The sequence below is a fragment of the Microcoleus sp. N9_B4 genome, assembly GCF_036701635.1.
Lineage (GTDB): Bacteria > Cyanobacteriota > Cyanobacteriia > Cyanobacteriales > Microcoleaceae > Microcoleus.
On the sequence record NZ_JAUBRC010000035.1, the window covers coordinates 44,142 to 57,511 of the forward strand.

The 13,370-nt window shown below is 47.7% G+C and carries 12 protein-coding genes and 1 pseudogene; 4 read left to right on the top strand and 9 right to left on the bottom strand.

Annotated features, from left to right (window positions below; genetic code table 11):
• Positions 1–248: 248 nt before the first annotated feature.
• From QUA43_RS21700 to QUA43_RS21730, 7 genes and pseudogenes are all read right to left on the bottom strand, one after another.
• Complete coding sequence (locus QUA43_RS21700) at positions 249–2,444, bottom strand: diguanylate cyclase domain-containing protein (RefSeq protein WP_333376399.1); 2,196 nt, start codon at positions 2,442–2,444, stop codon at positions 249–251.
• Positions 2,441–3,049, bottom strand: coding sequence for a chemotaxis protein CheC (locus QUA43_RS21705; protein ID WP_242719468.1), 609 nt, complete (start codon positions 3,047–3,049; stop codon positions 2,441–2,443). Before QUA43_RS21705 ends, QUA43_RS21700 begins: the two co-directional genes overlap by 4 nt.
• Positions 3,046–3,423, bottom strand: a complete 378-nt coding sequence (locus QUA43_RS21710) for a response regulator (RefSeq protein ID WP_333376401.1) — start codon at positions 3,421–3,423, stop codon at positions 3,046–3,048. Before QUA43_RS21710 ends, QUA43_RS21705 begins: the two co-directional genes overlap by 4 nt.
• Positions 3,424–3,659: 236 nt before the next feature.
• Positions 3,660–4,190, bottom strand: a complete 531-nt coding sequence (locus tag QUA43_RS21715; RefSeq protein ID WP_333376403.1) for a tetratricopeptide repeat protein — start codon at positions 4,188–4,190, stop codon at positions 3,660–3,662.
• Between the two features lie 272 nt (positions 4,191–4,462).
• On the bottom strand, positions 4,463–4,819 hold the full coding sequence (gene rplT, locus QUA43_RS21720; protein ID WP_333376405.1) for a 50S ribosomal protein L20: 357 nt from the start codon (positions 4,817–4,819) through the stop codon (positions 4,463–4,465).
• A gap of 19 nt (positions 4,820–4,838) precedes the next feature.
• A complete protein-coding gene (gene rpmI, locus QUA43_RS21725) occupies positions 4,839–5,036 on the bottom strand; it encodes a 50S ribosomal protein L35 (RefSeq protein WP_006634164.1) in 198 nt (65 codons plus the stop codon).
• Between the two features lie 455 nt (positions 5,037–5,491).
• A pseudogene (locus QUA43_RS21730) lies at positions 5,492–6,635 on the bottom strand (ISAs1 family transposase).
• 272 nt (positions 6,636–6,907) lie between these two features.
• Here QUA43_RS21730 and QUA43_RS30925 point away from each other — a divergent pair.
• The 3 genes from QUA43_RS30925 to QUA43_RS21740 all read left to right on the top strand — a co-directional run bounded on the left by QUA43_RS30925 (position 6,908) and on the right by QUA43_RS21740 (position 8,495).
• Complete coding sequence (locus QUA43_RS30925) at positions 6,908–7,072, top strand: MrcB family domain-containing protein (protein WP_445301991.1); 165 nt, start codon at positions 6,908–6,910, stop codon at positions 7,070–7,072.
• Between the two features lie 434 nt (positions 7,073–7,506).
• Positions 7,507–8,154, top strand: a complete 648-nt coding sequence (locus tag QUA43_RS21735) for an IS607 family transposase (RefSeq protein WP_333376406.1) — start codon at positions 7,507–7,509, stop codon at positions 8,152–8,154.
• A gap of 35 nt (positions 8,155–8,189) precedes the next feature.
• The gene (locus tag QUA43_RS21740; RefSeq protein WP_333376408.1) at positions 8,190–8,495 is read left to right on the top strand and encodes a helix-turn-helix domain-containing protein; all 306 of its coding nucleotides are present in this window, start codon (positions 8,190–8,192) and stop codon (positions 8,493–8,495) included.
• 13 nt (positions 8,496–8,508) lie between these two features.
• Here the strand turns inward: QUA43_RS21740 and QUA43_RS21745 are convergent, their stop codons facing one another.
• Complete coding sequence (locus tag QUA43_RS21745; protein WP_333376410.1) at positions 8,509–8,961, bottom strand: retroviral-like aspartic protease family protein; 453 nt, start codon at positions 8,959–8,961, stop codon at positions 8,509–8,511.
• 243 nt (positions 8,962–9,204) lie between these two features.
• Positions 9,205–10,242: a pyruvate dehydrogenase (acetyl-transferring) E1 component subunit alpha gene (gene pdhA, locus QUA43_RS21750; RefSeq protein ID WP_006634162.1), complete on the bottom strand. Its 1,038-nt coding sequence runs from the start codon at positions 10,240–10,242 to the stop codon at positions 9,205–9,207.
• Positions 10,243–10,699: 457 nt separating this feature from the next.
• Between pdhA and QUA43_RS21755 the strand changes: the two genes are divergently transcribed.
• The gene (locus QUA43_RS21755; protein ID WP_333376412.1) at positions 10,700–13,021 is read left to right on the top strand and encodes an IMS domain-containing protein; all 2,322 of its coding nucleotides are present in this window, start codon (positions 10,700–10,702) and stop codon (positions 13,019–13,021) included.
• Positions 13,022–13,370: the final 349 nt, after the last annotated feature.

Here is a 13,370-nt window from a genome sequence, read left to right on the forward strand (position 1 = left end):
ATGGTACGGCTCGATTTTAGCATCCCGAACCTGCAACCCTCAAGGATATAGCAGATGTTGAAGAAGGAAGTTCGGCAACGGATTCGCTTTCTTCTGATGTAACGGAGCTCAGAAAGAAAGTTGGTTGTGCTGGAGTTGTGGCGATAAGTTACAGCAGAGGGATATTAGGGTTTGGATCACGGGCTTACAGTGGCATTTTTTTTTGCGGAGTGGTATAACTACTCGGAATCCACAAATATGGCAATTCGTCAAGCGTTGGTGGGAGATGGCAAATTACTGTTGGGTAGAGAAAAATCTACAGGAAGTATCGAAGTGCCTGTACCATTCGCCTTGCCAGCAGCAGGATCAGGCTGGTAAAGTTGGATACGATCGCGCCCAAGTCGTTTAGCTTGATAAAGCGCTTGGTCGGCTGCTGCAATCAGAATTTCGGCTCCAGATTCAGATCCAGGAACAATACTCGCTACGCCCAGGCTGAGAGTGACGTACGGGCTCACCTGAGAACCAGCGTGCGGAAGCTGCAAAGCTGCGATTTTGAGCTGTATGTGTTCGGCTACCAGCACAGCGCCTTGGATCGCGGTATTGGGCAAAATAACGGCAAATTCTTCGCCTCCGTAGCGAGCTACTAAATCGGCGGGGCGATTGACTGCATTGCTGATCGCTGCGGCGACTTGTCGCAAACATTCGTCTCCGCCTTGATGCCCGTAAGTATCGTTGTAACTTTTAAAAGAATCAATATCGCACAGAATTAGGGACATGGGCGTTTGTTCCCGCGCTTGTCTGCGCCACTCCATTTCTAAATACTGATCGAAACGGCGGCGGTTTGCTAGCTGCGTGAGTTCGTCTAAAGTTGCCAAACGCTCTAACTTGAGGTTGGCGGCTTGCAACTGCTGGTATAGTTCTGCTTGCTTGATGGCGATCGCCAACTGGGTGGCCAGAGAAGACAGCAACTCTACTTCTAACTGCATCCACTGCCGGGGACTGCATTGGTGGGCCATCAGCAGCCCCCACAACTCTTCTCCTTGCACTAAAGGCACTACCAAATAAGCTCTCACCGCGAATTGTGCGAGCAAGTCAATTTGATATTGCGGCAAATCCGCGGCCAAGACATCGGCGATCGGTCGGATCGCTCGATGTTGGTACGCTTCGAGATAGAACTCGTCAAAACAGAAATTTTCCAAGGTTTCTCCCAGCATCGGCCGGCAGTTGGCAGCTACAGATTCCACTGTCACCGCCCCCGTCGCCGGGCCGGCGCAGAGACAGCCTTTACAGAAGTTGAAGCGGACGATCATCACTCGATCGGCCTGAAGAAACTGGCGCACTTCTGTGACAGTCGTGTTGAGCACTTCGCCCAAATCCAGAGACTGGCGGATGTGCTGAGTAATCGTCGCCATCAGCAGTTCTCGTTCGTTCTGCTGCCGCAGCGTCTCTTCTGCCCGCTTGTACTCGGTGATATCTTGAGCAGTGCCGAAAATTTGTTTGGGGCAGCCGTCGGCTGTGCGGGCGAAAACTTGGTCGCGGCAGCGAAACCAGCGCCATTCGCCCGATCGATGTTTGAGGCGATACTCCAACTCCAAAATATGCCCGTCTTGGGTCGAGGGAAATTTTTGCTGATGGGCTTTGAGCCTCGGCAAATCTTCTGGGTACACCAAACTGGAGTACAAAGCAGTTTGCATCTGTAAAATTTCGTAGGGAGTGTAGCCCAGCAATTTAGAAGCTTGACCGTTGACATAAACGTTTCGCTGTTCGGTCAAATCGTAGATGTACAGTAAATAAGGCGCCGCGTCAGCAATCTGCTGGATGAAATGCTGGCTCGATCGCAATTCTTCCTCCACCCGCTGACGCACTTGCACTTCTTCCAAAGCTTGATCCCGCATTGTGCGGTAAGCTTGGATGCGATGGGTGAGGTCGGTCACGTCTTGAATCACCAGCAGCGCGTAGAACGATGGGGAATTGACGCCCGGCCATATTGATGACGAAACTGAGGGTGGAGATTCCCTAGACACAAAAGCACTTCTTGGTGATCCGACTCCGACAGTACCGTCTGGTTTTAACTCAAGAGTCTGGAGAACCCAGTCTCTAATCTCCTGTTCTTCTATGCCGGCCTCTAGGGCTGGCACAGCAGTCACAGTAGTTTGCTGAATTCGCTGTTGGCCGTCTTGCCAAGTTGCCGGAATCAGGTGTTTGTGAATTTGAGAAGAAAAAATTGTTGGTGGGCCTCCTGCAAAGATTTGCTTGAAGCGAGTGGCGTACTTTAGCTGACTGAGGTGAGGAAAATGAGTTGTGATCTTTGTTCCCAATATTTGGCTGCGGGGAATTTTTGTCCACTCTTCCAGACAAGTGTTCCAAAACAGCACCACAAAATCATCTTGCAGCAAGCAGGCGCCGACTGGTACGCTGTCGAGAACCCCAAACTTTTCCTTAATACTTTTGCTTTCCTCAATCATAGACCCCCGGCAAGTTGATTGATAGCAGTCAACAAGGTGTCAAAGGAATTAACATTGAAAATAAGAATAATATCTCCTTCAATGTGAAGCCTTTCAATCATAAAACTGGTCTGGGCTAATAAAACAACTGTATCAGTAGCTAAACCGCCAGAGATCAGCAAACTAGCAATCGTCCCTTCGCTATAAGTGGGAATTGAGTAGTTCAGGCGCTGCTGAAGTACGTTGCTGATTGCACCCATAACCCCGTTAATTACAATATTTCCCACTTCACTCAGCGTACCAATTTTGACTGAATCGAGATCGTGAGTTCCAACTTCTTCCCCTGTGAGCATGGTCACCAGCAAGGCAGCGCTGTTGGTGGGAAAGACTAGCTGGGCAATGCCTCCAAAGGAGCCTGTGAATTTGAGCTGGACGGCGGCGATTTGCTCGCCGTTGAGGTGCTGCTCTAACTCTTCTTCCACGTCGGTGGGAGTCAGAATTTGAAGGTAGGGGATTTGCAAGCGAATCGGGGAGTCGATCATGTCGTTCAAAACCCCTGCGGCTTGACCGATCCCGATGTTGACGAGTTCCTGCAAAGCATCGAGCTGTCGAGTGCTTAATTTCATTGGGTGCCCTCCTGGCTGACACTGAGAGCTTTTTTGATCCACCCGATTAGTTCGTCTGAGTTGGGCATTTTGTGAATGACAGCCATCGCTCCGAGTTCCATGCACTCGGAGCGGGTGCTTGCTTGGATGTCTGCGGTAATTACGATCACTGGAATTTTATATCCTCGATCGCGCATGGCTTGCAGGACTTCCCGACCTTCCATTTCCGGCATCAGCAGATCTAAGAGCATACAGTTTGGGGTTTTAGTGCCGAGCAGTTCTAGAGCTTCAGGGCCGCTGGATGCTTCCCAAGTCTCGTATCCTTCTGCTCGGAGAATTTTGCAGATTACCCTGCGAGTCAACCACGAATCTTCGACAACGAGAATTGATGTCACTACGTTCTCCTCCTTCTATTGTTAGGACTGACCGGTATTGCAGGTACTGCTTTTATCTTGACATTAATTTAAAGTGCGGGGACGGTGTGCGATCGAGCTTGACTCGGAATTCCTGTTCTTAAAAACTAACGCATTAATGTGTTGGATAGTTTAGTATCTTGAACTATGTGAAGAAAAAACCCGGTTTCTGAATGAAACCAGGTTTGCGGGATCTCTATTGCTCCTAACATGGGCACTCAATTATAGATTACCAAACGCTTCCGGAGGGACTCGACTCGCTGTTTGGCAGTGGCATTGTCTGGATCGCAGGCGAGAGCTTGTTCGTACATTTCCAAGGCTTGAGCTGTTAATTTCTTGCGCTCGTAGGCGTGACCCAGATTATTGAGAGATGTAACGTATTCTGGCTGCAACTTCAGGGCTTCTTTGTAGTGGCGGATTGCGATGTCGTACTGTTCTTGACCAAAGTGTGCAAAACCGAGGGCGTTGTAAATAACGGCTTGATTTTCTTCCCCTTCTAAGTCTTTGGCTTTCAGGGCTTTTTGAAACAGTACGATCGCCTGGGAGTAAAGCTTTTTATCTACATAGATACTTCCTAATTCGTAGTATTCCTGTGCTGTTCCTTTTTCAACTGTCAGCTTATTTTCTAAGCGTTCCAAAGACATTTCCAGTTTCCGAGTTTTGAGAATCTGGCGCACCACAAACCAGGAAGTGCTGCCGAGTATAGCGAGCAGGACTGACAAGTAAATAATGAGCAAATTACTATCCATGTTTTTCTTAAAATTAGGTAGGTCTGTGGAAGGTTTTATTTATTTTAAGGCGGTAGAAATCTCTGATATCTGCCTCTGCAACTGTATAAAAAACAAGGAAATAGCGATCGACTGACCCGATCGCGATTTCTGAAAAAGCAAGATCCCAGAAGTAAGAACAAAGAAGGAAAGTTTGTCTCAACCTCCTAAATTTATCAGGAGTTTTCCTTCTCTGGCAGACAGTTAAATCTTTCTTACTTCTGCTTTCTGCCTTCTGAAAATCAAGCGAACTTTCAGCCTGCGGCTCGATTAGCCATTTCCACGACTTTACCGAATGTTGCGGGGTCAATGATCGCCATTTGTGCCAGCATTTTGCGGTTGATTTCGATGTTGGCTTTTTTCATGTTGCCGATCAGTCTGCTGTAGCTCGTGCCGTGTTGGCGCGAGGCGGCATTGATCCGAGCAATCCACAGGCGACGGAAATCGCGTTTGCGTTTTTTGCGATCGCGATAACCGTTACGCAGGGCCTGCATCACCCGTTGGTTAGCTGTGCGGAACTGTTTCGACTGTGCGCCTCGGAAACCCTTGGCTAATTTGAGAATTTTTTTGCGGCGCGCTCTGGCGACATTACCGCGTTTTACCCGTGTCATCTTTAATTTCCGTTAAACTTTACAAGTATGGAAGCATTAACCGCACGTTAGCGTCGTTGGTCTCGTCAATGACGACCAGCTTAGAGAGACGGCTTTTGCGAGCTGAACTTTTGTGCTGTAGCAAGTGGCTTTTGTAAGCTTTGCGGCGCACGATCTTACCGCTGCCGGTCGCTCTAAAGCGCTTTGCGGCTGCTTTGCGAGTTTTGAGTTTTGGCATGGACTGGTGTTATTTGGACACAAGCTTCAACCGTATCACATTTCTGGTACTTTCTGCAAGGGAGATTTGCGGGTTGGGGGCGGCGCTGTATTTACTGCGATAACAGGAGGGGCGATCGGCTAATGTTGTGTTTGTTTGCTGCAGTTAACACCTAGTATAGAATGTTATACCGCAGTTGCGGTATCATCAAGGGTTATCGGCAGAGTTAATATTTGAAAGCTGTTGGTGAGGCAGGGGGAACGCATCTTATTGAACACTGTTCATCAGTGATGAGTATATTTTAAGATAAATTCACCATTGTTAGAAGCTATAAACACACTTTGTAATGACTTTTAAGAGAAAAGAGGAACTAATTAATGGTGATTTTTACTGGCTGCCATTTTTGAGACAATAAAAAGCTTACAACCACTGTTTACAAGTTGTATAATAGTTAGCAATGAGTTGTTTGTGAGAATTTAGTTGACTGAAACAGCGAGGATTTTAGTCAAATACTCATCATCCCACCCGGCTCTAAGTCGCTTGTTCTTTGCTCCAGTTTTTGAGGTTTTTTCTTGATTTAAAAGATTGAGAGAGATATGTCTAAGAATCGCAAAATTTTGCGGAGCATTATCTTTTCTAATCCGACAATCATCTTCGCGAAAACCCACATCTAATACCCAATGTAAGGAATTTTCAACCCCCCAATGGCTGCGTACTGATTCACCAAACTTTTGAGCATTATTTGGTAAACTACTAATGTAATAACGAATTTCGATAGTCGTTTTCCCCTTCACCATTCGCACCGATTCTATCATACCTATGCTGTCAAGTTTCTCCCATTGATTGTCGGGGTCAATCAGCTCTTTGATATCACTTAACATGGTTGTGATGTCGGATTTCTGAGCGACCGTGATTGTTTTCTTGTTTGGGCGAATAAACCGTATGTGTAAAGCCAGAAAATCCTTGGCTAATTGCTTGTTTAAACAACTCCTCTACTCTGGCATATAGGGATGGCTGGTTCTTTTTCAAGGTGATTACGTAGTCTCCCCCCTGTTCAACAATTAACTTTACAATTGACCTCTGACAGCCCATCGCATCAATGGTGACAATGCTTCCATTTAATTCTAATACTTTTAATAAAGCCGGAATTGCCGTAATTTCATTAGATTTTTTATCGACTTTAACTTGCCCTAAAACTAATCTTTGACTGGTTGCCCAAGCACTTACCATATGAATGGCTTTTTTGTCTCCTCCCCGATCGTAAGAATGGCGAAGAGTTTTGCCATCAACTGCGATCACTTCTCCTGGATTGAAGCAACTAATAGATTGAATCCAGTTCAAAAAACATTTCTGAAACTGTTCCGGCTTGAGGCGAGAAAATACTCGCGCAATTGTGTCATGTGACGGTATGCCATTCGGCAATTCTAAAAATTTCTTTAACCATTCGTATTTAGAGTGACCGTAACTTTCGATATCCACCCATGTATCAGCACCACAAATCACGGCACAAATTGAGATGGTAATAATATCAGTTAATTGATGGCGTTTTGTTCGCTCAATTCTTGGATCTTCTAAGTCGGCAAAATGGTCGGCAATGGTGATTTTAGGTTTGATCTTCATAAGAACGAACTTTGATTAAATATTTGGTAGGTACTCAATAATCATTCTCCAATATACCAGGTTCTGCTAACATACAATTTAGATGCGTTCGCCCTGGTTGGTGAGGCACGATAATTAAATTGAAGATGCAACCTTAATTATTGATTCGGGCGCTTACAGAGTCCATTGAAAAAATCCTTTGCAAATATCCATTAGTCAGTAATGACAACTTCAAGGGACATTTCTTTGCTAGTTATGTCAGAAATGTAGTGGCGAAATCAATAAGTGCTTAATTGGAATTACCCGAAATCTATAGCGTAAAAGCTTCAGCCTGGAATGGTTCTTGGGCTAAAGTTCCTTGGATAACAATATTTAACAAGCTTATAACTGAGAGTGTCCAGTCGGGGTTTTACTGTGTTTATTTCGCGCCTACTTCTCTGGCGTTTATCCTTCTCTAAATCAAGGAATAGCAGATAAAAGAAATAAGTTAGGACTTGGGAAGTCGAGGGAGATGGTAAGGGATCAAGCACAATTATTTAAAGATCAGCTTGGTTCTGACAATCTCACGCCATTTTCAGAACCTCTCGATTGTCAGCTTGATTCGATTCCAAAGGCAACTACTTTTAAATGGTTCTGCAAGTTTTTGACCAATGGACTCCCTTTGTTGAAAGGGTTATTCGAGCAACTGCTCCTACCACCATTGTGGAAACTGGCGTCTTTGAGCGGGAACCAGTATCCCAATGGGGGGATAGAGAGAATCACCTTACTAGGGGATGCCGCTCACCCGATGCGACCATCCTTATGATTAGGGGCTACTATGGCATTTGAGCAAGACTTAAGTGCCAAATAATTTGCTAAACTTATCCATAGTTAATCGCCGAGAGAAAGTTCTATGTGGAAAGTGGCAGAATTCGCAAAATTAGTGGGAGTCTCAAGCTCTACGTTACGGCGCTGGGAAAGGGAAGGCAAGTTAATCCCTGAGAGGACACTGGGCAATCAGCGTGTTTATTCAGAAAGTCACCTAAATATAGTCCGGAACCTAAAGACCGGTAAAACGCCACCCCATCGGGTGATTGTATATTGTCGCGTCTCGTCCACTGGACAAAAACAAGACTTACTTCGTCAGACACAAGCTATGGAACAATTCTGCTTGGCGCAAGGAGTTGCTATCACAGACTCCATTCAGGAGATTGGGGGTGGACTCAATTTCAAACGTCCCAAATTCCTGCAAATCTTACAATGGGCGATGCTGGGCGATGTTAGGGTGCTGTACGTGGCCCATAAAGATAGGCTGTGCCGATTTGGTTTTGAACTTGTCGAGCAAATTCTAGAGTGGAATGGCGGGACAATTATCGTCGCCAACGCCGAAAGCCTTTCACCGCATGAAGAATTGACTCAAGACTTGCTTTCAATAATCCACTGTTTTTCTTCCCGCCTCTACGGACTGCGGAAATATAAAGCAAAAGTTAAGAATATTGTAGAGGGTATAGATCCTTGTTCGGATTCCTCTATAGTTAATCAAGTAAGCAGCTCCGAGTAAGTATAACTATGTTTGGCGTCTAACGAGCGCTAAAATTGAATAACAATGAAGCGACCTTGATGGCAAAACACGTAGGATTTTGGCGCGTAGTATTTAATTTTGGATTAAGCCTGCGAACCCAAATCTATGGTGAGGGGAAGCTTTCCGACTCGAAGGTACTCAACGAAGTCAAAAAAGTTCTCACCAACCACGTCAAGAAACAGCCTAAATTCGTTTGGATGAACCAGTTGTCTAGTCGAGTTTATCAAAATGCTTTGATTGACTTGAAAGATGCGTTTAGTCGATATCGTTCCGGGAAAGCAGGTTATCCAAAATTCGCTAGCCGCCGGGGAGGTATTTAAGCTGGATTTAGTATTAAACTCTCAATACAAGCCTGTCGGGATTTTCGGGATTGGGAACTAAACGCGGATTTTTGCAATCTACTAGCAAATCTAAAGTTTCTAACACAGTTTGGCCGATTAGCACCATATCGCCTAAAACCATTGCCGCCTCAATCGTTTCGCGCCCTTCTATTTCAATGATAATAGGTTCAGTCAATCCTACTGTTTCTTGTCTGCCATCAGCATATTTTGCTATTTCCTGACTCCGAATTCTTAAACCGAGCTGCTCTACTACATCCGCAGGTAACGCAGTTCTGACTGCGCCACTATCTATCAGTGCTTCTGCTTCGTAAACGCGCAACAGATTTGGATTGAGAACTCCTCGACTCACTAAGGCTTCATCAATGGCATTCGTTAGCTTGACTTTGACTCGAACTGCACCCATATTTTTGCTGGCTTGAGTTAGATCGCGATCGAGATTTATCATATCGCCTCTCTTTTCGTCTATAAAGTCTGCCTTTGATTATAGCCACAATTTATGGTAGTAAGGTTCGCAGTGCACCCCCTACAAGTAGAGTTTGTACGTAAGTCTTACAGCGTATTCCAGGTTTAGGAAGTGCTGTAGGGACAAAGGCTTTCGCCGTGTCCCTACGGGCTTCTATCACTATTGTGGGGAGTAGGGGTTGGGCATCCTGGTTGCCCTAAACATACAAGTTAAATGCACAACAGCTTACTCATCTTCTGCATAGATAAACCGATACAATTCGCTAGGATCTGGCTCAGCGCTTTTCTCAGCAAAATCCACTGCATCATCAATTACTGCTTGAATTTTATTATCGATCTCTTTCAATTCTTCAGCAGTTGCCAAAGTTCGATCGATCAAATCAGCAGCCAACTTCTTAATCGGATCGCGGGGGAACCAATATTCCTTCTCTTCCTTAGAACGCAACTCATCAGGATCAGCCAAAGAATGGCCGCGAAAGCGATAAGTCAAAGCCTCGATCAAAGTCGGCCCCTCGCCTGCCCGGGCCCTCGCTACAGCTTCTTTCGCCACTTCCCGCACCGCCAAAACATCCATCCCGTCAACCTCAAAACCAGCCATGCCAAAAGCATGAGCCTTCTTGTAAATTAGCGGGTCAGAAGTAGCTCGCTCGTGGGCCATCCCGATCGCCCATTTGTTGTTTTCCACAACATAAATAATCGGCAACTTCCACAAAGCCGCCATATTCAAACACTCAAAAAACTGCCCGTTATTTGCAGCACCATCGCCAAAAAAACAAGCAGTCACGCCATCAGAACTCTCATCCCCCAAAGCTTCGCGGCGGTACTTCGATTGAAAAGCCGCCCCCGTAGCTACAGGAATCCCCTCAGCCACAAAAGCATAACCTCCCAACAGTCGGTGTTCGGCCGAAAACATGTGCATCGAACCGCCGCGGCCCTTCGAGCAACCAGTTTCCTTCCCGAACAACTCCGCCATTACTTCCCGCGCCGGGACGCCCGCGCTCAAAGCGTGAACGTGATCGCGGTAGGTGCTGCTGACGTAATCAGTGTCATCTCGGCGCATCGATCGAATCACGCCAGTAGAGACAGCTTCCTGACCGTTGTACAAGTGGACAAAACCAAACATTTTGCCCCGGTAGTACATCTCAGCACACTTGTCCTCAAAGTAGCGCCCCAAGACCATATCCTCGTAGAGCATTAAGCCCTCATCCCGAGAAATGTTTACGCTTTGCGCGTCAAAAACTGGTAAAGTCCGTTCCTGAACCATAAATAATTAATACCCGACGATCGGCTTCCTAGACATCTAAATTTAAACCGAGATGGGACACAACCGCAGCAGAAAACGATCGCACCTTGGCTCCGCAGCAGTTCACCAATTGTTAAAATGAGTTTGGCAGGCGGGGCGGATTGCCGGGACTCGGAGAGGCAACTCCCATCTAAACCCCATGCACACGAATGATATAATTCCATTACTCTCAAACCCGAAAATGCTCAAGAGTTGGACAACTCATTTAGCTGACGGGCAGTGGGCCTTTGCATTTTCCTCACTGTAAAACGCTGTAGAGGGAAAAAATCAGAGTATCTCTACGGCAAGTCCAACATACCGTGAATGGGGCGGTTGGAAGCCAACACCAGAATTTTTGATTTGGTTTGCGGGAGTATGTCACTTAAGATAGGCTAATTCAGTTGCTAGCGCTTTGGGGAAGTGGACAGTTCTTTAACTTATGTTAATTCCACTAGATTACTACCGGATTTTGGGTCTACCGATTCAAGCTACTGCCGAACAGTTGCAGCAGGCTCACCGCGATCGAACTTTACAGCTTCCGCGCCGGGAGTATTCCGAAGTTGCGATCGTCGCCCGCAAACAACTGCTCGATGAAGCCTGCGCCGTTCTGTCAGACTCAGAGGGGCGCAAAGCTTACGATGCCAGTTTTTTAGCCAAAACTTACGATCGAGAGTCGGAAGCCGCACAGGAAGCCAAGCACCAGAGGTCAAAAACCTCAGCAGGCACGGCCACAGTCCTGCAAGACGCAGGAGAAACCGCTCCGGCAGAGTCCAAGGCTTTAGAGGCTGCTCCCGACCCCCACACTCCAAGTATTGAAATCGATGACAACCAATTCGTAGGAGCCCTGCTCATACTGCAAGAACTGGGAGAATACGAACTCGTACAGAAGCTGGGTCGCCCGTATCTTAACAATGGCAGCATCGCGATCGCAGAAGGTCGTTTCGGCGACCCCCAGCTCGTGAGGCCAGATATAGTTTTAACCGTCAGCCTTGCCTGTCTAGAACTCGGCCGCGAACAGTGGCAGCAAGGTCAGTACGAAAATGCCGCAAAATCATTAGAAGCAGGTCAAGAATTGCTGCTGCGCGAAAGCCTATTTGCAAGCGTGAGGGGTGAAATGCAAGCCGACATATACAAACTCCGTCCGTACAACATTTTAGAGCTATTATCACTCCCCGAAGAAAAAGTCGCTGAGCGTCGCCGGGGACTGCAAATCCTGCGAGAAATGCTTCAAGAACGAGGCGGTATCGACGGTTCGGGAGATGATCGATCGGGTTTAGGAATAGAAGACTTCCTCCGGTTCGTGCAGCAAATGCGTAAACACCTAACCAGCAGCGAGCAGCAGGCGCTATTTGAAGCCGAAGCCGGCCGCCCCTCCGCAGTCGCCACTTACCTCTCGGTCTACACCCTGTTAGCCCAAGGATTTGCCGCCAGACAGCCATCGATGATCCGTCGGGCCAAGCTGATGCTGATGCAGCTCGGTCGCCGCCAAGACGTTCACCTGGAAAAAGCCGTCTGTTCCCTGCTTCTGGGCCAGACAGAAGAAGCCAGCAGAGCCCTCGAACTCAGTTCGGAAAAAGAACCCCTGGCCTTCATTCGCGAACATTCCCAAGATTCACCCGACTTGTTGCCCGGACTGTGCTTGTACGCCGAACACTGGCTACAAGAAGAAGTGTTTCCCCACTTCCGGGACTTGGCCAACGAGTCAGTGTCCTTGAAAGACTATTTTGCCGACCCGAAAGTACAAGCTTACCTAGAAGCTTTGCCACAGGACGCAGAAACCGCCAACGAATGGGTCGTCGTGCAGCCCCGCTCCGGCAAGCCCCCAGGGCGACTGCAGCCGACAGCAGGCCGATCGCCCGCTGCCATACCCGCACAGCCACCCACAGCCAAGCAGGGAGCCAGTACCGTCACCTTGACACCCGTACCGGGCGACGCTTCCACCGCAACCTCGGGCGCTAAATCCCCGGCAACGGTGGCCGCGCCGAGCCCCGCTGCTGCCGCCGTCTCTCTCCCGATAGCTACAGTGCCACACCCCGCAGACTCGACTTCCAAACATCGCAGACGCCAACATTCAGGGCGCAGCGGAGCCAGTGGCAATGGGCTAAAGGGCGATTTTGTCGATCGGGCGCGCACCAAGGCTGCAGAAATTACCACCCAAGTCAAGTCCATGCCTCCAAACAGGCTGGCTTTGCTTCTAGTCGCAGGTGTCCTGAGCCTGTTATTCCTGTGGTTAATACTCAGTCTGTTGGCTAGCGCGATGCAAGCCCTATCGGGCCCCCTCCAAGGAGAGCAAGCCCTCGTCCGCCTGGAAGAACCGCCTCTAGAAATCCCTGCCTTGGCCGCGACCCCAGAGCCGAGTGCCACAGGCGCAGTGTCGGGAGCAATCACTGAGGAATCAGCCCGACAAATAGTTCAAAGCTGGCTATCGGCGAAAGCAGCGGCTTTGGGCCCCAATCACGCTGTCGCAGAATTAGGGCAAGTTCTGACAGAACCGGCTTTGTCTCGCTGGCAATTGATGGCAGAAGCTCAACAGCGTAACAACGCTCACCAGCGTTATGTACACAAGTTGCAAGTTAATGGAGTTACCACAAATCCGACTAATCCCGATCGCGCCCAAGTTGAAGCCCAAGTCGCGGAAAAAGCCGAAGTGTTCGATCGTTCTCAACTCGTTTCTTCGCGCAATGAAAACCTGCGGGTGCGCTACGACTTGATCCGTCAAGACGGACAGTGGCGGATTATGGATTGGCAAGTGATTAAGTAAGGAATTGGTAATTAGTAATTGGTAATTGGGCATTGGGAATTGGGCATTGGGAATTGGGCATTGGTGTCAACTTAACGTCAAATGTAGTAGCGGTATACTGTTTAACGATTAGGCCCAGATCCCCCCTAGCCCCCCTTCTTAAGGGGGGGACAAGAGTATTCTCAAAGTCCCCCTTCTTAAGGGGGATTTAGGGGGATCGAGACTCGGCTACAACCCTGATTTTAAAATGGTTTTAGTCTTAAGTTGATACTAATGGGCATTGGGAATTGGCAACCCCAAGCTAGTAACCAATAACAAATAACCACTAACTAATGCCTTCTTCCTTATTCCTTCTGCTATGACTTTAAAT